Genomic DNA, 22,371 nt, shown 5'->3' with positions numbered 1-22,371 from the left:
GAAGCCTGTAATTCGCCGGGGCGCGGCCGGTTCGGAGACGCCGCCCGTTCCGGACCGGCCGCGCAATCGTTCTAGAGTGAGGAATCGTGTCGGACCGTCAGAGCCAGATCCTGGAAGCCGCCGTTCGAGTCATCGCGCAGGACGGAGTCCGCGGACTGCGGGTCGAGAAACTGGCCGCCGCCGCGGGCGTGTCCACCGCGCTGATCTACTACCACTTCAAGGACCGCGCGGGCATCCTGCGCGCGGCTCTCGAACACATCAATCACCGGGCGGAGTCCTACACCGACCAGGCCTTCGCCGACCTCGTGGACCCGCGCGCGCAGGTCGAGCGCATGCTGCTGCTGGAACTGCAGGACACCGACGAGGTCCGCGAGAACAGCGTCGCCTGGGGTGAACTGCGCGCCAGCGCGGCCTTCGATCCCACACTGCGCGAACCGCTCCGGGCCAGCACCGAATCCTGGAACTCCGATGTGGAGACGCTCATCCTGCACGGTCAGGAAACCGGTTCCATCCCACTGGATCTCGACGCCGCGGCCGTCGCGGAACGCCTCACCGCCCTGGTCGAGGGTCTGAGCGAGCGCTGGCACAGCGGCTCGCTCACCCTCGACCGGGCCCGCACCCTGCTGGCCGGCGCGATTGCCGCCGAGCTCGGTGCGGGCTAGCGCTGTCCGGTTCCTTCTCTCGGGGATGGGGCCGGAATCTGCTGGGGCTCAGGCGTGCCCGTCGGTGAGGAAGTCGATGATGGTGCGGTTGATCTCCTCAGGGCGTTCCAGATACCCGTAGTGGCCGCACTTCTCGATCTCGACGAAGCGCGCGCCCGGAATCGCCGCGGCCACCTCCCGGCCGAAAACCGGTGGCAGCATGCGATCGTCGGCGAATCCGACGACCAGGCTGGGGATGGTGATCCGGGCGTAGTCGGGGAGACGATTGCCCGAGCGGTCCATGCGCATCTGGGCCAGCACCCCCGGCGCGGGCTCCGTCGCGCTCGCCGAGTATTCGAAGATGTCGAGCCACTGCTGGGCCTGGTCGTCGGCCTCGAGCGTGTGCGGGGAGAGGTTCAGCATCGCCTTGATGGCCGCCGCGTATTCCGGCGGCAGTTTCACGCCCTGCTCCTGCAGGGCCTGCTCGCCGCGGCTCAACGTGCTCGTCAGCGGATGCGGCCGCCCGGCGGTGGCCAGCATGACCGCCTTGCGCACCAGCTCCGGCCGCGCCAGCGCGAGCTCCTGCGTCACGCGCGCACCCAGGGACGTGCCCACCACATGCGCTGGGCCGCCGAGGTGTTCGATGAGGGCCGCGGTGTCGGCGACCAGATCCTCGATGCGCATGCCGTGCGCGCTCTCCTCCGAGGGCGCGATGCCGCGATTGTCGAAGGTGGCGACCCGGAAGCCCGACTTCACCAGTGCCGGAACCTGATACGTGCGCCACACCCGGCCCGGGCTGCCGGTGCCCATGACCAGCACGACCAGCGGCCCGCTGCCGGTGACGTCGTAGTTGAGTCGGATGCCGTTCAGGGTGGCGAGGGGCACGGTTGGTCTTTCTGGTAGGCGGTCCGGCGAACGACCGAACGTACCATGCACGCGGAATCTCATCGCTCGGCAAAACGGTTCATCCCTGGCTGACACGCGCGGCCGTCGCACGTCCGTGCCACGCCGGGGCGCGTGGGCCTTGATTGGCCTGGTTGCTAAACTCTGCAATTGCCGGGTGGGTCGTGCGCAGGGATGATCCGCCGCCAGTGGAAGGAGTGGCTCGCAGGTGCCAGGAATGCAACGGCCGCTCTATCAGATGAAGGCGGACTTCTTCAAAACGCTGGGCCATCCCGTGCGCATCCGAGTGCTCGAACTGCTCAGTCAGCGGGAGCACGCGGTCTCGGAGATGCTCACCGAAATCGGCGTGGAGGCCGCGAATCTGTCCCAGCAGCTGTCCATTCTGCGGCGGGCCGGTCTGGTCACCGCTCGCCGGGAGGGACTCTCGGTCACCTACGCGCTGACCTCGCCGCAGGTCGCCGAACTGCTCGCGGTGGCCCGCGCGATTCTCACCGGCGTGGTCTCCGGCCAGGCCGAGGCGCTCGAACAGCCCGCGTAGCGGGTGTCCCGGCACCGTCCGGCGGCCCCGCCCGCCTTTCTGCTTGCGTGTTTTCTAAACTAAATACCTAGTTGTTTCCGTCAGAGAGGCTCGCCGTGCTTGAACGTCCCCTCGCCGCCGTCGCCACCACGCCGACCGACCATCCCGGCATCCTGGCCTGGGTCGCGGAGATCGCCGAGTTGACCACGCCCGAGCGCATCGTCTACTGCGACGGCTCTCGCGACGAATGGGATCGGCTCACCGCCGAGCTGGTGGCCAAGGGGACCTTCATCCCGCTGTCGGCCAAACCCAACTCGTTCTGGTGCGTCTCGGACCCCGGCGACGTGGCACGGGTGGAGGACCGGACCTTCATCTGCTCGGAGCGCGAGAGCGACGCCGGACCGACCAACAACTGGGTGGATCCGGTCGACATGCGCACCGTCATGACCGAGCACTACCGCGGGGCGATGGCCGGGCGCACCATGTACGTGATTGCCTTCTGCATGGGCCCGCTGGACGCCGCCGAGCCGAAATACGGTGTGGAGATCACCGATTCGGCGTACGTCGCGGGGTCGATGCAGATCATGACGCGCTCCGGCGCGCCGGTCTGGGAAAAGCTCACCGGCGACACGGAATACGTGCGGTGCCTGCACTCGGTGGGCGCGCCGCTCGGCCCTGGGCAGCCCGATGTGCCGTGGCCGTGCGACAGGACCAAGTACATCGCGCACTTCCCCGAGACCCGCACCATCTGGAGCTACGGCTCCGGCTACGGCGGCAACGCGCTGCTGGGCAAGAAGTGCTTCGCGCTGCGCATCGCCTCGGTCCTCGGCCGCGACGAGGGCTGGCTGGCCGAGCACATGCTCATCCTGAAACTGACTTCGCCGCAAGGGAAGACGCACTACATCGCCGCGGCCTTCCCGTCCTCGTGCGGCAAGACCAACCTCGCCATGCTCGAGCCCACCCTGCCCGGGTGGCAGGCCGAGACCGTCGGCGACGACATCGCCTGGATGCGGTTCGGGGCCGACGGGCGGCTCTACGCGGTGAACCCGGAGGCCGGATTCTTCGGCGTCGCACCGGGAACCAGCATGCGGACCAATCCGAACGCCATCGCCACCATCGACGCGGGCAATTCCATCTTCACCAATACCGCCCGCACCGACGACGGCGACGTGTGGTGGGAGGGCCTGACCGAGCAGCCCCCGGCCCACCTCCTCGACTGGCACGGCAAGGACTGGACGCCCGGCTCGGAAACCCCGGCCGCGCACCCGAATTCGCGCTACTGCACCCCGATCGAGCAATGCCCGTCGGTGGCCCCCGAATGGAACGACCCGCGCGGCGTGCCGATTTCGGCGATCTTCTTCGGTGGCCGGCGCGCCACCACCATCCCGCTCATCGCCGAATCCTTCGACTGGGCACACGGGGTGTTCACCGCCTCGGTGCTGTCGTCGGAGACCACGGCCGCCGCGGCCGGCCAGGTCGGCGTGGTGCGCCGCGATCCCATGGCCATGCTGCCGTTCCTGGGCTACCACGTGGGCGACTACTTTGCGCACTGGCTGGCGATGGGGGAGCGCGCGGGCGTGCAGCTGCCGAAGATCTTCCAGGTCAACTGGTTCCGGCGCAGCGCCGACGGGAAGTTCCTGTGGCCCGGCTTCGGCGACAATGTGCGCGTGCTGAAGTGGGCGCTCGAACGGCTGGACGGCACCGCTCCGGCCGAGCGCACCCCGATCGGCTTCGTGCCCACCGCCGCCGCGCTCGATCTCGACGGACTCGGCGACGGCTACCGCGGCCTGATCGACGCCGCCCTCACCGTCGATCGCGGCGAATGGGTGCGCGAGCTCGAATCGATCGACGAGTGGTACGCCCGCATCGGCGGCAACCGCCTGCCCGATGCCCTGCGCGTCGAACTCGCCGCCCTGAAACTCCGCCTGGCCGAGGAAGTCTGACCGTGCGTGACCAGACCAGCCCGAATCCGCTGCAGCGCCTGCGCTACATCTGCGGCGGGACGCTGCCGCCGGCCATGGCGCAGTGGGTGATCGACGATCTGACCGGGCCGGGGGCGGCGCGGCGCTACATGCTGCGCATCCTCCTCCCGATCATCCCGCCGCTGTGCCTGTTCCTGCTCATTCCCGGCCCGCTGTGGATCGGGCTGGCCATGATGGCGCTGCTGTACCTGCCGCTGATCTACTTCACGGCCGCGCTCATGTACGTGTTCCGCCGGGCCCGCCTCACCAAGCACGGCCTGGATCCGGCCCTGGCCGACCAGCGCGAACGTGATCGCGCCGCCGCCGCGCGGGCCGCCTACGAGCGGGCGCACGGCCGCGGCTGAACCGGGCGCGGATCAGCTCAGGTAGCGCTGGGTGAATTCGGTCAGGATGCCGGTGCCGTTGCCCTTCACCTGATCCCAGGAGAAGGGCAGCTGCTTGACCTCGTCGTAGGAGCGGGTGCCGGGTGCGACCGGGACGTCGGTGCGGGCGGGAATCATCTTGTGCGCGGCGGTGATCTGCTGGGCCTCGGGGGTGAACATGTAGTCCACCAGGGCTTTCGCGGCCGCCGGGTTGCGGGTGGTGTTCAGGATGAAGACCGGCCGCGGGGTGATGACGGTGCCGGAGGCCGGCGAGATGACCCGCAGCGGAACGCCTTTGGCGGCCGCGTCGTAGGCCGCGTAGTCGACGCCGCCGAGGACGACGGCGTAGGCGCCCGCGGTCACCTGGTCGAGGGCGGGGCCGTTGCCGCCGCGCACCACCATGCCATTGTCGAAGAGGGCGTCGAACATGGCCCAGGTGCGGTCCTTGCCCCACGCGCTGACCATGGCGGCCAGCAGGTCCCGGGCGGTGCCGGATTCGCGCGGGTCCGGCATGATCACCCGGCCGCGGAACTCGGGCGCGGCCAGATCGGCCCAGTCGTTGGGCAGGCGCGGGCTCGCCTTGCTGTTGACCACCATGGTGAGCGCCGACCCGTCCCGGCCGATGAAGCCGTGATCCTTGCCGATCCAGCCGTCGTGCACCCGGTCCGCGCCGCGCGGGGTGTAGGGCAGGGTGCGGCCCTGCAGGTCGTACTCTGCCGCGGGCGTCCAGGACGCCAGGTACACCACATCGGCCTGCGGCTGCGGGCCCTCCTTGTCGAGTATGGCGGTGATCTTGCCGGTTTCGCCGTTGACGACGTTCACCTTCACCCCGGACGCCCGGGTGAACCCGGCCAGCAGGTCGTCGGTGAGGTCCTGCGGATTCGCCGAGTACAGGGTGAGCTGCCCGGACAGCCCCGGCGGCGGGGTCCACGAACTGGTCACGGCGGGAACGGATGCCGGTTCGGCGTGCGTGCCGCAACCGGTGGTCGCGAGCGCGGCGGCGACGGCCGCGACGACAGCGCGGCGGGGGAGCGACATTCCGCGGAACCCTTTCCGAAGGACCCCGTCTCACTTCGGGTTCCACAGCAATCTGGCGCGAGAGATTAGGCAGCGTCTCTGACTCGGCAGGGTGCGGCGGGTGAACAGCCGGTGACATCTCGGCCCGCGGCAGTCCTTTTGCGTGACGCAGTGAGCTGTGTCACAGTTTGATAGCGGTTCGCCTCAACTGTCGCAAATGCTTTTCATTTCCTTTGCACCGTCTTTACGATTACCCGCGATCTGCCAAGCGTCGTGGTTCTCCAGCCTCGCCCGCCGCTGCCTCTCGATTCGATGCCAGTACATGTTGACCGATGAACCGGGCGGCCCTGTCGTGCCGGCGAAGGAGAGATATGTCCACCGACACCGATCAGCCTCCACGGACGTCGCTTCCCGGCTTCGCCGCCCTGGTGCGCCACGATCTACCCGCCTCGTTCGTCGTCTTCCTGGTCTCCCTGCCGCTGTCCATCGGCATCGCCGTCGCCGTGGGCGCGCCGGTCGCCGCCGGACTCATCGCCGCGGTGGTGGGCGGCGTGGTCGCCGGACTCTTCGGCGGATCGACCCTCCAGGTCAGCGGGCCCACCGCCTCGCTGACCGTGGTGGTCGCCGAATCCATCACCCAATTCGGCTGGGCCGCCACCTGTTTCATCACCATCCTGGCCGGTGGCCTGCAGATTCTGTTCGGGCTCAGCCGGATCGCACGCGGGGTGCTGGCCATCGCGCCGGTGGTGGTGCACGCCATGCTCGCCGGAATCGGCATCGTCATCGCGCTCGAACAGGTGCACGTGCTCATGGGCGGCGATTCGCTGACCTCGTCCTGGGACGCCATCGTCGCGCTGCCGCACCAGCTGGCCTCGGTTCACCCCGGTGACCTGTGCATCGGACTGGTCGTCATCGCCATCCTGCTCGGCTGGCGGCGCCTGCCCGAACCGGCTCGCCAGGTGCCGGCGCCGCTGGTGGCGGTGGTGGTCGCGACCCTGCTGGCGCGGGTGCTGCCGGTACGGGTCGAGCGCATCACGCTCAACGGCTCACTGCCGGCGGAACTGCACCTGCCCCAGGTGCCGCACGGCAGCTGGGCCACGGTGGCGCTGATGGCGGTGACCATCGCGCTCATCGCCAGCGTGGAGACCCTACTATCGGCCGTGGCGGTGGACCGGATGCGCCAGAACTCCAGGCGCCGAACGGATCTGGACCGCGAGCTGCTCGGCCAGGGTGCGGCCAACATGGTCTCCGGACTGATCGGCGGCCTGCCGGTGGCGGCGGTCATCGTGCGCAGCATCACCAATGTCAAAGCGGGAGCGCGCACCAAGACCTCGACCATGCTGCACGGGCTGTGGATCCTGCTCTTCTCGGTGGCGCTGGTCGACGTGGTGCGCTCGATTCCCAAGGCGGCGCTGGCCGGACTGCTCATCGTGGTCGGCATCCAGCTGATCAAACTCGCGCACATCCGGCGCGCCCAGCGCGCCGGCGACCTGGTGGTATACGCCGCCACCGCCTTCGTGGTGGTGTTCTGGAATCTGTTGCTGGGCATGCTGGTCGGGCTCGCACTGGCCTTCGGCCTGCTGCTGTGGCGGGTGGTGCGGGTGTCGGTCGCGGCCGAGAAGGTGGACGCGCTGCGCTGGCGGGTGACCGTCGACGGCAGCTTCACCTTCCTCGCGCTGCCCAAGCTCGCCGCCGAACTCGCCAAGGTGCCCGGCAGCGCCGAGGTGGTGGTCGAGATGACCGTCGACTTCATCGACCACGCCGCCTACGACGCCGTGCAGGACTGGGTGGACCAGCACCGGAGTGCAGGCGGCACAGTCGAATTCGTGGAGGTCGGCGCGGTGCGCATGGCCGATGTCGCCGACGGGCCGCCCGCCCGCGGGCACTCCCGGCACCTGCTGAACGAGGTCCTCGGACCCTGGCGGCGCACCGCCACCGACGTGGACCCGATCGTCGCCGGTGTGGCCGCCTATCACCGCAGCCACGCGCACGTCGTGCGCCCGCACCTTGGGGTGCTGCGCGACGGCCAGGAACCGGACTCGCTTTTCGTCACGTGTGCCGACTCCCGCATCGTGCCGAACGTGATCACCAACAGCGGTCCGGGCGACCTGTTCACGGTGCGCAATGTGGGCAACCTGATTCCGCGTGACGCCCAGGACTCGTCGATGGAGGCCGCGCTCATCTACGCCCTCGACAAGCTGGATGTCCGCTCGGTGGTGGTGTGCGGGCACTCCGGGTGCGGCGCCATGGGTGCGCTGCACAGCGAACTGGTCACCGGGTCCCAGCTCGACGACTGGCTCGCGCACGCCCGGCCCAGCCTCGAGCGCTTCCGGCTCGGGCATCCGGTCGCGGTGGCCGCGGCGGCGGCCGGGTTCGGGCCCGTCGATCAGCTCGGCATGGTGAATGTGGCGGTGCAGCTGGAAACGCTGTACGCGCATCCGGTGGTTCGCCGCGGCGTGCAGGAGCGCGGCGTGGTGCTCTCGGGCCTGTTCTTCGATATCGCCACCGCGCGCGTGGTGGAGGTCACCGTGGACGGGATCGCCGAGATCGATGACGTCGGGCGGGTGGCCCAACCCGCGTGACGGCCGGGGAAGAAGGGGTGTGGGCCCGAGAGGGTTCACGCCCCTTTTGCGTTGGCGACCACCTTTCTCAGACTTTGGTAAGTCTTTACCTTTAATCTGGGCTCTGCTCGTCCGGTGAGTCTGCGGCCAGAGCTGTCCGCAGCCCTTATTCGATGCCCCCTGTACATGCTCGCTGAGGAGCGAAATGTCTCGCGACACCGATTCACCGCCAGGCAGAACCGACGGCCGGCTCGACAGCCTGCTGCGTCATGATCTTCCTGCATCCCTTGTCGTCTTTCTCGTCGCACTGCCGCTCTCGCTCGGCATTGCGGTCGCCTCCGGCGCGCCCATCGCCGCCGGACTCATCGCCGCCGTGGTCGGCGGCTTCGTGGTCGGCCTGCTCGGCGGTTCACCGCTGCAGGTCAGCGGGCCCGCGGCCGGCCTGACCGTGGTGGTCGCCGCCACCATCAACGAATTCGGCTGGAAGACAGCCTGTTTCATCACCGCGCTGGCCGGTGTGCTGCAAATCCTGTTCGGGCTCAGCCGCATTGCCCGCGCCGCGCTGGCCATCGCGCCGGTCGTGGTGCACGCCATGCTCGCCGGTATCGGTGTCACCATCGCGCTGCAGCAATTCCATGTGCTGCTCGGCGGCACCTCGCAGAGCTCCGCGTGGGAGAACCTGAAGGAACTGCCGAACCAGCTGCTCAACCTGCACGGCGACGACTTCGTCGTCGGCCTGGTGGTCATCGCCATCATGCTCAGCTGGAAGTACGTGCCGGGCAAACTGAAGGTGCTGCCCGGCCCCCTGATCGCCGTGGTCGCCGGCACCGTGCTGTCACTGGTGCTGCCCGGTGATCCGGAGCGAATCGTGTTGAGCGGCTCGCTGTTCGACGCCATCGGCCTGCCCGACCTGCCCTCCGGCGAGTGGGGTGAGGTGGTGCTCGCGGCACTGACCATCGCCCTGATCGCCAGCGTGGAGAGCCTGCTGTCGGCGGTCGCCGTGGACAAGATGCACACCGGCGCGCGCACCAACTTCGACCGCGAGCTGGTCGGGCAGGGCGCGGCCAATGTGATCTCCGGCGGCCTCGGCGGCCTGCCGGTCACCGGCGTCATCGTGCGCAGTGCCACCAATGTGCAGGCCGGCGCCCGCTCGCGCGCCTCGGCCTTCCTGCACGGCCTCTGGATCCTGGTGTTCTCGGTGGCGCTGGTCGGCCTGGTGCAGCAGATTCCCAAATCGGCCCTGGCCGGTCTGCTCATCGTGGTCGGTATCCAGCTGGTCAAGCTCGCCCACATCAAGCTGGCCCGGCGCACCGGCGACCTGCTGGTGTACCTGGTGACCGTGTTCGGCGTGGTGTTCCTGAACCTGCTCGAGGGCGTCATCATCGGCCTGGCGCTGGCCTTCGGCCTGCTGCTGTGGCGGGTCGTGCGCGTCTCGGTGACCGCCGGCGAGGTGGCCGGCACCGATCGCTGGCTGGTCAGCATCGACGGCACCTGCACGTTCCTGGCACTGCCGAAACTGTCCTCGGAACTGGCCAAGGTGCCCGGCGGGACCGACGTGCTGGTCGAGATGAGCGTCGACTTCCTCGACCACGCCGCCTACGAGGCCATCCACGACTGGGCCGGCCAGCACGAGAGCACCGGCGGCACAGTCGAATTCGTGGAACTCGGCACCGCCCGCATGGCGCACGCCCTGACGGGCCCGCCGGTGCGCGGGCGCGCCCGTACCCTGCTCGACGATGTGCTGCGCCCCTGGCGCGAGGGCGACGGCAACCCGATCACCCAGGGCGTGGCCGCCTTCCATCAGCGCAACGCCCATCTGGTGCGCCCGCACCTGGACGAGCTACGCGACGGGCAGAACCCGCACTCGCTCTTCCTGACCTGCGCGGATTCCCGGATCGTGCCCAACATGATCACCAACAGCGGGCCCGGTGACATGTTCACCATCCGCAATGTCGGCAACCTGGTGGTCCCCGGCGGCCGCGACAGTTCCATCGAGGCGGCGCTCGCCTTCGCCGTCGACGATCTGGTCGTGGACAATGTCGTGGTCTGCGGTCACTCCGCGTGCGGGGCGATGAAGGCACTGGTCGCGGGCGGGCCCACCGGGCCCGGCCTGGGCAACTGGCTGGTCCACGGCCGGGCCAGCCTGGATCGCTTCCACTCCGGCGACCCGGTCGCCGCCGCCGCAGCGCGTGCCGGATTCGGGGTGGCCGACCAGCTGTCCATCGTGAATGTGGCCGTCCAGCTGGACACGCTGCGCGCCCACCCGGTGGTCCGGCGGGCGATCCTGGAACGCGGCCTCGAGGTCTCCGGCCTGTTCTTCGACATCGGGACCGCCCGAGTCCTGGAGGTCACCGCCATGGGCATCCGGGAAATCGACGCACCCGAGCTATCGGCGTTGGCCCACACCCACTGATAGCGCCCACCCTGCGATGGTGCGGGCTTCCCGTTCGGGAATGCCCGCACCATCGTGTTTTCCGGGGTGGCGATCCAGGCAGTGCTCGCCGCCGGGCGCGTCGGCGCGGTGGGGGAGCCCACGCGGCATACGCTGAGCGCGCCTCGCGGCATCGCGAGTCGAACGGGTGCGCCGGGGGTCGCGGGGGAGCGGCCCACATCGGCGCGGAAACGTGACATCGTGGGTAGTAATCACCGTGGATCGGCCGGATCGGAGTCGAATGGAAATGGTTGCGCAGCCCCCCGTTTCACAGGCGCTGGTGCCGGGCACCGACCTACTGCGACCACAGTGGCTGGCCGAGCGGATCGCCGACATGGGGATCTCGTGGGGGACTGCCAACACGCGGGTGTCGGGGACGCTGTGGTGGTGCATGGCGGCCTCGTCGCTGGTGGATCCGATCGTCGCGGCCATCGCGAGCGGGCGGCCCGCCTTCGACCCCGCGCTCGAGCGCATCGCCCTGGAGATCCGGCCCGACGGCGGCGTGGAGCGGGTGCTGCCGGAACCGCGCGGCTACCTCGTCGGCGCGGGTCCGCTGCCCATCGAATCCTGGTCTCCGATCGCGCCATCGCCGCGATCCGGGGAGGCCGCGGGCCCGGCGAGTGCCGGTCCGGTGGTGCCCGCCGAGGACGCGGATGCCGAGTCCGGAGGCTGCTGTACGACCGCGTCCGTCGGACATGCGTTGCGGCACACGCTGTCTCGCGTGATTCCGGTGGTGGCGGAGGTGTCCGGCGCGGGCGCGGCCTCGCTGTGGGCGATCGTGGCCGACGCCATCGGCAACCGCGCGCTGGACATCGGGGCCGAGGACGCCGGTGCCCGCCTGGCCCGCGATGTCGCGGGCCGGCTGCCGGTGCCACGGTTCCAGGACGTCGGCGGCCGCACCTTCGTCCGCCGCATCTCCTGCTGCCTGGTCTTCGAGGTGCCGGGCTGCGAGATGTGCACCAGCTGCCCCAAACGCCCCGCCCCCGAACGCGAAGCCCTGCTCGCCGAGGTCGCGGCGCGCGGCTGACGGCCCGGCGGAGCGCGTCGGCGCGACCGTGCCCGCCCGCAGCCGCCACCCCGGCTGCCCGAAACCTCCTGCGGCGCAGGACAAGCGCACACGTCCGAGGCCGCCGCACGCGGGTGGCGGTCTCGGCCCTGCGATGAATTCGCTTGCCGTGCCGGTGCGGTCGCTCGGAGAATCATGCGGTCGACCTGCCCGGGAGCGCTGGACTCCACGGTTTGGGCCGATCTTGTTCCACAGGCGCCGCCGGATCCTCGATTCTTCGTGCTGATCGGGTGTTTCACCTGGTCACCGGGACGGGATCGGCCCGGGCCGGGACCTGCGCGGTGGCGGGCGACGCGGCGGGGCCGGTCCATCGGCGCGCGGTGACAACCGTGCCGATAGAGTGGTGCCGCCGGGGCTCTGCCCTTCACGAAGGGGGTGCCCGGTCATCCAGTCCAACCTGTACGGCGGATCGACCACCCGCCGTGAACCGCCAAGGAGTGTCCAGCCGTGACCACCTCACCCCAGCAGACCCCAGTCGCCCGCGTCCGGGTTACGGCTGGGACTACCGCCGGGGCCGCGGTGCGCGAGGCGGACCTGCCGAGCAAGGGCCCGGCCGCGGTCATCGTGGTGCGTGACGCCGAGGGCGCGCTCAAGGACCTGTCCTGGGTGCCCGAACTCGACACCGAGGTCGAGGTTGTCACCGCCGATTCCCCGGACGGCCGCAATGTGATCCGGCACTCGGCCGCGCACGTGCTGGCCCAGGCGGTGCAGCAGGAGTTCCCCGAGGCCAAGCTGGGCATCGGCCCGTTCATCAAGGACGGCTTCTACTACGACTTCCAGGTCGACCGCCCCTTCACCCCCGAGGATCTGGCCAAGCTGGAGTCCCGGATGAAGAAGATCATCAAAGGCGCGCAGCGGTTTTCGCGCCGGGTGGTCGAGGTCGACGAGGCCCGCGTCGAGCTGGCCAAGGAGCCGTTCAAGCTCGAGCTCATCTCCGACAAGTCGGGCATCGACGATCCGGAGGTCATGGAGGTCGGCGGCAAAGAGCTGACCATCTACGACAACCTGGACCCGCGCACCGGCGAGAAGCTGTGGGGCGACCTGTGCCGCGGCCCGCACATCCCGACCACCAAGTACATTCCGGCCTTCAAGCTGACCCGCTCCTCGGCCGCCTACTGGCGTGGTGACCAGTCCCGCGAGGACCTGCAGCGCATCTACGGCACCGCCTGGGAATCCAACGAGGCGCTGGACGGGCATCTGCGCTTGCTCGAGGAGGCCGAGAAGCGCGACCACCGCAAGCTCGGCCTGGAACTGGACCTGTTCTCCTTCCCCGACGAGCTCGGTTCCGGTCTGCCGGTGTTCCACCCCAAGGGCGGCATCATCCGCAAGGAGCTCGAGGACTACTCGCGCCGCCGCCACATCGCCGCGGGCTACGAGTTCGTCAACACCCCGCACATCACCAAGGGGCATCTCTTCGAGGTCTCCGGCCACCTGGACTGGTACCGCGACGGCATGTTCCCGGCCATGCACCTCGACGCCGAACTCAACGAGGACGGCTCGGTGCGCAAGCCCGGCCAGGACTACTACGTCAAGCCGATGAACTGCCCGATGCACAACCTGATCTTCCGGTCGCGCGGGCGCTCCTACCGCGAACTGCCGTTGCGCATGTTCGAATTCGGCTCGGTCTACCGCTACGAGAAGTCCGGCGTCGTGCACGGCCTGACCCGGGTGCGCGGCATGACCCAGGACGACGCGCACATCTACTGCACCAAGGAGCAGATGCACGCGGAGCTGACCAACACCCTGCAGTTCGTGCTCTCGCTGCTGCGCGACTACGGCCTCGACGACTTCTACCTGGAGCTGTCCACCAAGGACCCGCAGAAGTTCGTGGGCTCCGACGAGCTGTGGGAGGAGGCCACCGAGACCCTGCGCAAGGTGGCCACCGACTCCGGCCTGGAGCTGGTGCCGGATCCGGGCGGGGCCGCCTTCTACGGCCCGAAGATCTCGGTCCAGGCCAAGGACGCGCTCGGCCGCACCTGGCAGATGTCCACCATCCAGCTGGACTTCAACCTGCCCGAGCGTTTCGAGCTGGAGTACACCGGCTCCGACGGCGGCAAGCACCGCCCGGTCATGATCCACCGTGCGCTCTTCGGCTCCATCGAGCGCTTCTTCGGCGTGCTCACCGAGCACTACGCGGGCGCGTTCCCGGCCTGGCTGGCACCGGTGCAGGTGGTCGGCATCCCGGTCGCCGAGACCTTCGTCGAGCACCTGGACGGCGTGATCGAACGCCTGCAGGACAACGGCATTCGCGCCGAGGTCGACCGCAGCGATGACCGCATGCAGAAGAAGATCTTCAACCAGACCGCGCAGAAGGTGCCGTTCATGCTGCTGGCCGGCGCGCGCGATGTGGAGAGCGGCGCGGTCAGCTTCCGCTTCCGCGACGGCACCCAGGTCAACGGTGTGCCCGTGGCCGACGCGGTGGCCACCATCGTGGACTGGATCGGGCGCCGCGAGAACGAGTCGCCGACCGCGGAGGGCTTCGAGATCCGCAAGGCGGATCGATGAGTGAATGGATTGCACCCGTGTCCGAGCAGATCGTGGATACCGGTGCCGGGGATCCGGACCGCCTGCAGCGGTTGTGGACCCCGTACCGGATGTCCTACATCACCGGCGAGGCCGAGGATCAGAAGATCGACGCGGCCAAGAAGACCGGGCACCCCTTCACCGACATTCCGGAGATGTCGGACGAGGACGGCCTGATCGTCGCGCGTGGTGAATGGGTATACGCGGTGCTGAACCTGTACCCGTACAACCCGGGCCACATGATGGTGGTGCCCTACCGCCGGGTCGCCAACCTCGAGGACCTGACCACCGAGGAGAGCGCCGAGCTGATGGCGTTCACCCAGCAGGCGATCCGGGTGATGAAGCAGGTGTCGCGGCCCCATGGCTTCAATGTCGGCCTGAATCTCGGTGGCGTTGCCGGTGGTTCACTCGCCGATCACCTGCATCAACATATCGTGCCGCGCTGGAGTGGGGACGCGAACTTCATTACCGTCGTCGGCGGAGTGAAGGTGATGCCGCAGCTGCTCCGGGAAACCCGGGCGCTGCTGGCACAGGCGTGGAAGGAAGCCGACGCATGGAAGGACGCGGGATAGCGTGCTGAGCTTCTTCGGTCGCGAGACGTTCGCCAAAGCGACTGCGCCCCTGGGCAAAGCGCTGGTGAGCACGGGGCTCACGCCCGATGCGATGACGCTCATCGGCACCACCGCCTCGATCGTCGCGGCGGTGACCCTGTTCCCGACCGATCACCTGTTCTGGGGAACGATGGTGATCTGGCTGTTCGTCATGTTCGACATGCTGGACGGGGCCATGGCCCGCGCCCGGGGCGGCGGCACGAAATACGGTGCGGTGCTGGACGCCACGTGTGACCGCGTGGCCGACGGCGCCATCTTCGCGGGGCTGGCCTGGTGGTCGGTGTACCACGCGAACTCCAAGCATCTGTTCGTGGCGACCCTGGTGGTGCTGGTGACCTCGCAGGTCATCTCGTACGCGAAGGCGCGGGCGGAGGCCAGCGGGCTGTCGGCCGACGGCGGCCTGATCGAGCGGCCCGACCGGCTGGTCATCGTGCTGGTCGGTGCCGGATTCACCGGTATCGGCGGCTATTTCGGCATCACCTGGCTGTCGTACGCGGTGTACGCGGCCATGTACGCGCTGGCCGTGCTCAGCATCATCACCGTCTTCCAGCGGGTGCTGGCGGTGCGCAATTCCCCCGGCGCCCGTGACATCATCGCCCCCACAACGAAGGCTCCGGAGGAACCGTAGCGGTGACAACCGATTTCACGTCCGCGATGACCGACAAGGCGTACGCGGCCGGGTGGCGGCTTGTCCGCGGACTGCCGGAGGGCATGGCGCGCAAGGGCTTCGACGCGGGCGCGAACGCCGTCGCCCGGCGATCGAACCGGAAGGCGCACCGCGGGCACCCGAACCAGCTGCGCCGCAACCTCGCCCGCGTGCTGGGCACGACACCGGAGGCGGTGCCGGACAGCCTGATCGCGGCGAGTATGCGGTCCTATGCCCGCTATTGGCGCGAGGCGTTCCGGCTGCCGTCGATGGACCACACGGCGCTCGGACAGCTGCACGTGGACGGGGTCGAACACCTGGACGCGGCGCTGGCCCGGGGCAAGGGTGTGCTGCTGGTGCTGCCGCACTCGGGCAACTGGGATATGGCCGGGGTCTGGCTGGTGCAGAACTACGGCCAGTTCTCCACGGTCACAGAGCGTTTGAAGCCGGAGTCGCTGTTCGAGCGGTTCGTCGAGTACCGGGAGAGCCTGGGCTTCGAGGTGTTCCCGCTGACCGGCGGCGAGCAGCCGCCGTTCCCGCAGCTGGCCGATCGGCTGCGGGACAACAAGGTGGTGTGCCTGATGGGGGAGCGCGACCTCACCGGCAAGGGGGTGCCGGTCACCATGTTCGGTGAACGCACCTGGCTGCCCGCCGGCGCGGCCAAGCTGGCCGCCGGCACCGGTGCCGCGCTGCTGCCCGTGCACTGCTGGTTCACCACCGAGGCCGACGGCCGCGAGGGCTGGGGCATGCAGGTCTTCGAGGCGCTGGATCTGTCCGGGGGCGTGGCCCCCGCCACCCAGGCGCTGACCGACGTGTTCGCCGCCAATATCGCCGCCCATCCGGCGGACTGGCACATGCTGCAACCCCTGTGGGAAAGCGACCTGTCGCAGGCCAGACTGGAACGTATCGCCACTGCGCAACGGGCGCTGGGCTATGACGCGCAGGGGTCGCAGGGAACAGGGGCGCTATGAGAATCGGCATGGTCTGCCCGTATTCGTTCGACGTGCCGGGCGGGGTGCAAGCCCATGTCGTGGAGCTGGCGCAGGTGCTCATCGAGCGCGGCCACAAAGTGAGCGTGCTCGCGCCCGCCGCCGACGACACGCCGCTGCCCGATTTCGTGGTGTCGGCGGGCAAGGCCGTGGCCATCCCCTACAACGGCTCGGTCGCGCGACTGTCCTTCGGGCCCACCGCCTATACCCGGATCCGCCGCTGGATCGCCGAGAACGACTTCGACGTCCTGCACATCCACGAACCCAACGCACCCAGCCTGTCCATGCTGGCGCTGAAGATCGCGGAGGGGCCGATCGTGGCCACCTTCCACACCTCGACCACGAAGTCGCTGGTGCTGAGCACTTTTCAGGGTGTGCTGCGGCCGTACCACGAGAAGATCAGCGGCCGGATCGCGGTGAGCGAGCTGGCGCGGCGCTGGCAGGTGGAGGCGCTCGGCGGGGACGCGGTCGAGATCCCCAACGGTGTCGACGTGCCCGCGTTCGCGCACGCGCCGCTGCTGGCCGGGTATCCGCGCGCGGGGAAGTCGGTGCTGTTCCTGGGCCGGTTCGACGAGCCGCGCAAGGGCATGGAGGTGCTGCTCGGCGCGCTGCCGGAACTGGTGCGCCGGCATCCGGAGCTCGAGCTGCTGATCGTCGGCCGCGGTGACGAGGACCGGCTGCGCCGCGAGGCGGGGGAGAACGCGGGACACCTGCGCTTCCTCGGTCAGGTGTCGGATGCCGAGAAGGCCTCGGCCATGCGCAGTGCCGATGTCTATGTCGCGCCCAATCTCGGCGGTGAGAGCTTCGGCATCGTGCTGGTCGAGGCCATGGCCGCCGGGACCGCCGTGGTGGCCAGCGATCTGGACGCCTTCCGCCGCGTGCTGCGCGACGGCACCGCGGGCCAGCTGATGCCGGTCGGGGACTCGGCGCGGCTGGGTGAGGCGATCAGCGGCATGCTCACCGACGACGTCCGGCGCGAGGAGTTCATCCGCACCGCGAATCAGGTTGTCGGCGAATATGATTGGCCGGTCGTGGCCGAGCAGATCCTGCGGGTGTACGAGACCGTGACCGTCGGCGACGTGCGCGTCAGGACCGCCGGATGATCACCTTCTCCGCGACGGCCATCCTGGTCCTCGCCCTCGTCGCGGCCCTCATCGTCGCGGCCGCGGTCTGGGCCTACACCACCGCCAACCGCCTCGACCGCCTGCACGTGCGCACCGACCAGGCCCGCCATGCGCTGGACGCGGCCCTGGCCCGGCGCGCGGTGGTGGGGCGCTCGGTGGCCACCACCCTGGCCGGGCTCTACGATCCGTCCCTGGTCGAGCAGGCCCGCCGGCTGACCGCCCTGGCCGACCGCGCCGAACGCTCCAACTGGCGCGACCGCGAAACCGTCGAGAACCAGCTCGCCGCCGCCCTGTCCGCGGTCGACATCGCGCTGCTGCCACCCCAGCTGGTGGCCGAGCTCGCCGATGCCGAGGCCCGAGTCCTCATCGCCCGCCGCTTCCACAACGACGCGGTCCGCGACACCCTCGCCCTGCGCACCCGCCGCCTGGTCCGCTGGCTGCACCTCGGCGGTACCGCACCGCTGCCGACCTACTTCGAGATCGCCGAACGGGTCACCCCCGCCGCCTCCACCGGCCTCGACGTCGACACCGTCCGCACCTCGGCCCGCGTGGTCCTGGTCGACGAGAACGACCGGGTCCTGCTGCTGCAGGGCGTCGACCCCAAGGTCCCCGACGTCCCGTTCTGGTTCACCATCGGCGGCGGCGTCAACCCCGGGGAAACCCTGCGCGAGGCCGCGATCCGCGAGCTCTACGAGGAAACCGGCCATGCCGCCGACTCCTCGGCCCTGCGCGGCCCCCTCTGGCGCCGGGTAGCGGTGTTCCCCTTCAACGGCGAACTCATCCGCTCGGAGGAACTGTTCTTCGCGCTGCGTGCCAAGGCGTTCGACCCGGTTCCCACCAACCTCGACTACATCGAACGCCGCTCCATCACCGGCAGCAAATGGTGCACCCCCACCGATATCGCCCAGATCGACCACTCCGGCGAGACCGTCTACCCCTACCACCTCGACCAACTCCTCGCCGAGGCCATCGCGGCCGCCGACTCCGACATCGACCCCGAAGTCCGCTCCATCCGCTGACAACCGCCGGCCTCGGTCCGGTGGGTGGGATCGGGGGCTGAAAGCTCGCATTCCGGGCGGCGGGCGGGGCTACGGTGGGGCGATCAATGGTGATCTGTGGCAAGGACTTACGGCATGAAGTTGATGTATGTGTTGTGGGGCGCGGGGCTGGGGGAGCGGCTGCGGGGCGAGGAGCTGCGCAAAGAGCTGGCCGGGGTGGGGGTGACGGCCTATCAGGTGAATGTGCGGGATGCCGATGTCGAAGCCGCGCAGGTGAAGCACACCACCTATGACGCGCCGATCGACGCCATCGTGAGCGTGTGGACCGAGGGCGAGCACGCGGCGGTCACCGAGGTGCTGCGGACGGTGGCGGACGACGTGAACGGCTGGGTGGTGGACGAGCGCCGGCCCATCGAGCCGCCGGTGGTCGAGGACGGGGTCCGGACCGACGCGCTGGCGAATATCGCGATTCTGCGGATTCCCGAGGACCTGACGCGCGAGGAGTGGCTGCATCGGTGGCACGTCCTGCACACGCCAGTGGCTATCGAGACGCAGGACACGTTCGGCTACGTCCAGAACACCGTCACCGAGGCGATCACCGACGGCAAGCGGGTCGACGCCCTCGTCGAGGAATTGTTCCCGATGGCGGCCATGACCAGCGCACATGCCTTCTACGGCAGCGGCGGGGACGATGCGGAACTGCAGCGGCGCGTGACGGCCATGATGGAGAGCGTCGTCCGCTTCGGCGCGCACCTGAACCTGGATCTGGTGCCCACGAGCCGGTACGTCTACACCCTGGGCTGACCGGCGGCTTCCCGGACCTTTCGTGATCTATGGCGCAATCTCCGCTAGGGTCCCTGGGAAGGTTTGCCGCGCAACGGAATCGGCGGACCGTGTGTGGAAGGTGGAAAATTCTTCGTGTCTTACCTGCTCTATGACTTCCTGGAGCCGTTGATGGGTCCGGCCGCGGCCGAGTACTGGGCGACGATTTTCGTCGTCGGACCGCTGTAGTAGTGACGCGGTAACCCTGGCGCTGTGACGCCCGTCATCCCTTGCGGGGCGGGCAGTCCAGTCGTGTCGGACTGGCTATGAAGTGGCCTGAAAGCGCCGCCTAGAATCGACCTGTTCGATTCCGAGCGATCCGACCGATTGGCCCACATGACCCAGGAGTTTGCCGTGACCACGCCCGACACCACCCCCACCATCGGTACCGCCCGCGTCAAGCGCGGCATGGCCGAGATGCTGAAGGGCGGTGTGATCATGGATGTCGTCACGCCGGAGCAGGCCAAGATCGCCGAGGATGCCGGCGCCGTCGCGGTCATGGCGCTGGAGCGGGTCCCCGCCGACATTCGCGCCCAGGGTGGCGTGTCCCGCATGTCGGATCCGGACATGATCGACGGCATCATCAACGCCGTCTCCATCCCCGTCATGGCGAAGGCCCGCATCGGTCACTTCGTCGAGGCGCAGATCCTGCAGTCGCTGGGTGTCGACTACATCGACGAGTCCGAGGTGCTGACCCCCGCCGACTACGCCAACCACATCGACAAGTTCGCCTTCACCGTCCCGTTCGTGTGTGGCGCGACCAACCTGGGCGAGGCGCTGCGCCGAATCACCGAGGGCGCGGCCATGATCCGCTCCAAGGGTGAGGCCGGCACCGGCGACGTCTCCAACGCCACCACCCACATGCGCAAGATCCGCGACGAGATCCGCCGCCTGACCTCCCTGCCCAAGGACGAGCTCTACGTCGCCGCCAAGGAACTGCAGGCCCCCTATGAGCTGGTCGCCGAGGTCGCCGAGACCGGCAAGCTCCCCGTCGTGCTGTTCACCGCGGGCGGCATCGCCACCCCCGCCGACGCCGCCATGATGATGCAGCTCGGCGCCGAGGGCGTCTTCGTCGGCTCGGGCATCTTCAAGTCCGGCAACCCGGCCGAGCGTGCCGCCGCCATCGTCAAGGCCACCACCTTCCACGACGACCCCGACGTCCTGGCCAAGGTCTCGCGCGGCCTGGGCGAGGCCATGGTCGGCATCAATGTCGAGGAGATCCCCCAGCCCCACCGCCTCGCCGAGCGCGGCTGGTAATCGGCTCCGGCCGGTAAACGGCTCCGCGACAATCTGATTCGACATCGCCGGGTGGTCTTCGAAACCACCCGGCGATCGTCGTTCACTTGCTCCCGGTGATGTTGCTCAGATCCGTGGTGCGGGTGGCCGGGAGGGATAGGTCGTCGAATCGGTCGGGGAATCCGTTGGTATCGGGCGGAATTGGAGATTCTCGACGAAGTCGGCAGACCGAGGGTCTCAGGTGATTTCGCGGTTCCATTGTGCACTGTTCCGCAATTGCATTGTGCACGAGTGACCTTCGGCCCTTGTCGGGTTGCCGGGTGGGTGCTAGGTGTCAAGGACCGCATACGTGGGACGCGCGGTGCTCCAGGCCCGCCCATACCGGCGGCTACCTGCGTGCATACCGTTCAGCAAACCCCAGCTAATTATTTCGGACGGTACTGCGGCAAATTTACTACCTGGTACTTCCTCGCTAGTCTTCGGCTCAGTCACCGGTGAACCGTGATGAACAGCCATTCCGGCAAGGAGCCCGCATGCTGGTAATCGACCACTTCACCTATGGGTGGCTCACCCCTGTCCTGGCCTATGTCATGTCCGTCACCGGGTCGTTGCTGGCGCTGCGATGCATGGTGCGGGCACGCAATCAGAACGGTCACGGCGGGTGGATCGTGACCGGGGCCATCGCGCTCGGGGGGACCGGGATCTGGGTCATGCACTTCATCGCGATGCTGGGATTCTCGGTGCAGGACAGCACGATTCGCTACAACGTGCCGATCACCCTGTTGAGCGCGGCCATCGCGATGGGGGTGGTGTGGCTGGGGCTGTACATCGTGGTGCACCAGCACGGGGAGACCTTCGCGCTCGTCACCGGTGGCACGATCACCGGCCTGGGCGTCGGAGCGATGCACTATTCGGGCATGTACGCCATGAAAACCGATGCGGCCGTGCAGTACGACCCGTGGATCGTGTTGCTGTCCATCGTGATCGCGGTCGTCGCCGCCACCGCGGCGTTGTGGTTCGCGCTGCACGTGCGCGGCCTCATCTCGACCATCAGCGCCGCGCTGATCATGGGCGTCGCGGTCTGCGGTATGCACTACACCGGCATGTTCGCCATGCGGGCGCACGTGGCCGACCACATGCATTCGCCGTCCGGCGCGCAGGCCGGTCAGCTGCTGACCCCGTTGATCATCGCCGTCAGCATGGCCACCATGATCCTGCTGTTCCAGGTCGGCATCACCGAGATCGACGAGCCGGATCTGAGCCGCATCCGCGGTCAGTACGCCAGCCGCTTCTGGCCCGCGCGTCGCGCCGGCGGCACGCCGGTCGAGGACGAATACCCCACCGAAACCTTCGACGCTCGCCATCGCCGGTGGTGAGCTGACCGGGCTCGGCGAAGCCGGCGCGGACACGCCGCCCGGGTGGTGGCCCGGCCGCCCGCTTGCTGGTGTCATGAACCAGCATCGCTGCCGAACACCCTCGAGGCGAAAGGACCGCCATGCCCGCCGCGTCCCGTACGGTGACCATCGCCCGCCCCATCGACGAAGTGTTCGCCTTCTTCGCCGACTCGGCCAACAGCGCCCGCTGGCGCACCGGCGTCAAGCAGATCACCGCCGAAGGCCCGCCCGCCGTGGGCACCATCTACCGTCAGACGGTCTCGGGTCCCGGCGGCCGGGGCATCCCCGCCGACGTCCAGATCACCGAGTACATCCTGAACGAGAAGGTCGTTCTGAAGGGCATCGCGGGACCGCTGCGTCCCACGGTCACCTATGCCTTCGCGCCGGTGGCGGAGGGCACCGCGGTGACCTTCTCGCTGGCCGCGGAACTGTCGGGCCTCAAGAAGCTGCTCATGAACGGCCCCGTCCAGAAGACCATGACCGCAGAGGTTTCCGGCCTGGATCGCGCCAAGGCCCTGCTCGAGTCCGGCACGGCCTGACCGCGCCGG

The 22,371-nt window shown here is 68.9% G+C and carries 19 protein-coding genes; 17 read left to right on the top strand and 2 right to left on the bottom strand.

Annotation, left to right across the window (positions count from 1 at the left end; all coding sequences use genetic code 11):
* Positions 1-86: 86 nt before the first annotated feature.
* Positions 87-662 carry a TetR/AcrR family transcriptional regulator gene (locus ACFXHE_RS21260; protein WP_379385470.1) on the top strand — a complete coding sequence of 192 codons (576 nt, stop codon included), beginning with the start codon at positions 87-89 and terminating at the stop codon, positions 660-662.
* Positions 663-710: 48 nt separating this feature from the next.
* On the opposite strand, the gene ACFXHE_RS21255 is transcribed toward ACFXHE_RS21260, so the two are convergent.
* Complete coding sequence (locus tag ACFXHE_RS21255) at positions 711-1,526, bottom strand: alpha/beta fold hydrolase (protein ID WP_379385468.1); 816 nt, start codon at positions 1,524-1,526, stop codon at positions 711-713.
* A 235-nt stretch (positions 1,527-1,761) separates the two neighbouring features.
* Between ACFXHE_RS21255 and ACFXHE_RS21250 the strand changes: the two genes are divergently transcribed.
* From ACFXHE_RS21250 to ACFXHE_RS21240, 3 genes are all read left to right on the top strand, one after another.
* Positions 1,762-2,082 carry a metalloregulator ArsR/SmtB family transcription factor gene (locus ACFXHE_RS21250; protein ID WP_364624478.1) on the top strand — a complete coding sequence of 107 codons (321 nt, stop codon included), beginning with the start codon at positions 1,762-1,764 and terminating at the stop codon, positions 2,080-2,082.
* Positions 2,083-2,177: 95 nt separating this feature from the next.
* Positions 2,178-4,004 carry a phosphoenolpyruvate carboxykinase (GTP) gene (locus ACFXHE_RS21245; protein ID WP_379385466.1) on the top strand — a complete coding sequence of 609 codons (1,827 nt, stop codon included), beginning with the start codon at positions 2,178-2,180 and terminating at the stop codon, positions 4,002-4,004.
* A gap of 2 nt (positions 4,005-4,006) precedes the next feature.
* Positions 4,007-4,387, top strand: coding sequence for a DUF5313 family protein (locus ACFXHE_RS21240; protein ID WP_379385464.1), 381 nt, complete (start codon positions 4,007-4,009; stop codon positions 4,385-4,387).
* A gap of 12 nt (positions 4,388-4,399) precedes the next feature.
* Here the strand turns inward: ACFXHE_RS21240 and ACFXHE_RS21235 are convergent, their stop codons facing one another.
* Positions 4,400-5,443 (bottom strand): extracellular solute-binding protein, encoded by a 1,044-nt coding sequence (locus ACFXHE_RS21235; RefSeq protein ID WP_379385462.1) that lies wholly within the window; start codon positions 5,441-5,443, stop codon positions 4,400-4,402.
* Between the two features lie 350 nt (positions 5,444-5,793).
* Here ACFXHE_RS21235 and ACFXHE_RS21230 point away from each other — a divergent pair, with 350 nt between their 5' ends.
* From ACFXHE_RS21230 to ACFXHE_RS21170, 13 genes are all read left to right on the top strand, one after another.
* Complete coding sequence (locus tag ACFXHE_RS21230) at positions 5,794-8,004, top strand: SulP family inorganic anion transporter (protein WP_379385460.1); 2,211 nt, start codon at positions 5,794-5,796, stop codon at positions 8,002-8,004.
* 184 nt (positions 8,005-8,188) lie between these two features.
* Positions 8,189-10,396 carry a SulP family inorganic anion transporter gene (locus ACFXHE_RS21225; RefSeq protein WP_379385458.1) on the top strand — a complete coding sequence of 736 codons (2,208 nt, stop codon included), beginning with the start codon at positions 8,189-8,191 and terminating at the stop codon, positions 10,394-10,396.
* Positions 10,397-10,661: 265 nt separating this feature from the next.
* A complete protein-coding gene (locus tag ACFXHE_RS21220; RefSeq protein ID WP_379385456.1) occupies positions 10,662-11,441 on the top strand; it encodes a (2Fe-2S)-binding protein in 780 nt (259 codons plus the stop codon).
* A gap of 486 nt (positions 11,442-11,927) precedes the next feature.
* A complete protein-coding gene (thrS, locus tag ACFXHE_RS21215) occupies positions 11,928-13,985 on the top strand; it encodes a threonine--tRNA ligase (protein WP_379385454.1) in 2,058 nt (685 codons plus the stop codon).
* On the top strand, positions 13,982-14,575 hold the full coding sequence (locus tag ACFXHE_RS21210) for an HIT family protein (protein WP_379385452.1): 594 nt from the start codon (positions 13,982-13,984) through the stop codon (positions 14,573-14,575). Before thrS ends, ACFXHE_RS21210 begins: the two co-directional genes overlap by 4 nt.
* Position 14,576: 1 nt before the next feature.
* On the top strand, positions 14,577-15,242 hold the full coding sequence (pgsA, locus tag ACFXHE_RS21205) for a phosphatidylinositol phosphate synthase (protein ID WP_379385450.1): 666 nt from the start codon (positions 14,577-14,579) through the stop codon (positions 15,240-15,242).
* A gap of 26 nt (positions 15,243-15,268) precedes the next feature.
* A complete protein-coding gene (locus tag ACFXHE_RS21200) occupies positions 15,269-16,231 on the top strand; it encodes a phosphatidylinositol mannoside acyltransferase (RefSeq protein WP_379385905.1) in 963 nt (320 codons plus the stop codon).
* A complete protein-coding gene (locus tag ACFXHE_RS21195) occupies positions 16,228-17,352 on the top strand; it encodes a glycosyltransferase family 4 protein (protein ID WP_379385448.1) in 1,125 nt (374 codons plus the stop codon). Before ACFXHE_RS21200 ends, ACFXHE_RS21195 begins: the two co-directional genes overlap by 4 nt.
* Complete coding sequence (locus ACFXHE_RS21190) at positions 17,352-18,392, top strand: NUDIX domain-containing protein (protein ID WP_379385903.1); 1,041 nt, start codon at positions 17,352-17,354, stop codon at positions 18,390-18,392. Before ACFXHE_RS21195 ends, ACFXHE_RS21190 begins: the two co-directional genes overlap by 1 nt.
* A gap of 114 nt (positions 18,393-18,506) precedes the next feature.
* Complete coding sequence (locus ACFXHE_RS21185; RefSeq protein WP_379385446.1) at positions 18,507-19,175, top strand: hypothetical protein; 669 nt, start codon at positions 18,507-18,509, stop codon at positions 19,173-19,175.
* A gap of 354 nt (positions 19,176-19,529) precedes the next feature.
* Entirely contained in the window at positions 19,530-20,450 is a 921-nt protein-coding gene (pdxS, locus tag ACFXHE_RS21180) for a pyridoxal 5'-phosphate synthase lyase subunit PdxS (RefSeq protein ID WP_354837128.1), read from the top strand.
* 512 nt (positions 20,451-20,962) lie between these two features.
* Positions 20,963-21,805 (top strand): MHYT domain-containing protein, encoded by an 843-nt coding sequence (locus ACFXHE_RS21175; RefSeq protein ID WP_379385443.1) that lies wholly within the window; start codon positions 20,963-20,965, stop codon positions 21,803-21,805.
* 119 nt (positions 21,806-21,924) lie between these two features.
* On the top strand, positions 21,925-22,362 hold the full coding sequence (locus ACFXHE_RS21170; protein ID WP_379385441.1) for an SRPBCC family protein: 438 nt from the start codon (positions 21,925-21,927) through the stop codon (positions 22,360-22,362).
* Positions 22,363-22,371 lie beyond the last annotated feature (9 nt).

Origin of the sequence: Nocardia sp. NPDC059229, from assembly GCF_042754165.1 — a bacterium.
Lineage (GTDB): Bacteria > Actinomycetota > Actinomycetes > Mycobacteriales > Mycobacteriaceae > Nocardia.
This window is presented reverse-complemented; position numbering and strand designations above follow the sequence as displayed.

Bases quoted from the DNA above. Each gene is read 5' to 3' on its own strand.
- ACFXHE_RS21170 (WP_379385441.1), top strand. From the start codon at position 21,925: ATGCCCGCCGCGTCCCGTACGGTGACCATCGCCCGCCCCATCGACGAA.
- ACFXHE_RS21185 (WP_379385446.1), top strand. From the start codon at position 18,507: ATGAAGTTGATGTATGTGTTGTGGGGCGCGGGGCTGGGGGAGCGGCTG.
- ACFXHE_RS21220 (WP_379385456.1), top strand. From the start codon at position 10,662: ATGGTTGCGCAGCCCCCCGTTTCACAGGCGCTGGTGCCGGGCACCGAC.
- ACFXHE_RS21175 (WP_379385443.1), top strand. From the start codon at position 20,963: ATGCTGGTAATCGACCACTTCACCTATGGGTGGCTCACCCCTGTCCTG.
- ACFXHE_RS21225 (WP_379385458.1), top strand. From the start codon at position 8,189: ATGTCTCGCGACACCGATTCACCGCCAGGCAGAACCGACGGCCGGCTC.
- ACFXHE_RS21210 (WP_379385452.1), top strand. From the start codon at position 13,982: ATGAGTGAATGGATTGCACCCGTGTCCGAGCAGATCGTGGATACCGGT.
- ACFXHE_RS21230 (WP_379385460.1), top strand. From the start codon at position 5,794: ATGTCCACCGACACCGATCAGCCTCCACGGACGTCGCTTCCCGGCTTC.
- ACFXHE_RS21200 (WP_379385905.1), top strand. From the start codon at position 15,269: ATGACCGACAAGGCGTACGCGGCCGGGTGGCGGCTTGTCCGCGGACTG.
- ACFXHE_RS21250 (WP_364624478.1), top strand. From the start codon at position 1,762: ATGCAACGGCCGCTCTATCAGATGAAGGCGGACTTCTTCAAAACGCTG.
- pdxS (WP_354837128.1), top strand. From the start codon at position 19,530: ATGACCCAGGAGTTTGCCGTGACCACGCCCGACACCACCCCCACCATC.
- ACFXHE_RS21195 (WP_379385448.1), top strand. From the start codon at position 16,228: ATGAGAATCGGCATGGTCTGCCCGTATTCGTTCGACGTGCCGGGCGGG.
- ACFXHE_RS21235 (WP_379385462.1), bottom strand. From the start codon at position 5,443: ATGTCGCTCCCCCGCCGCGCTGTCGTCGCGGCCGTCGCCGCCGCGCTC.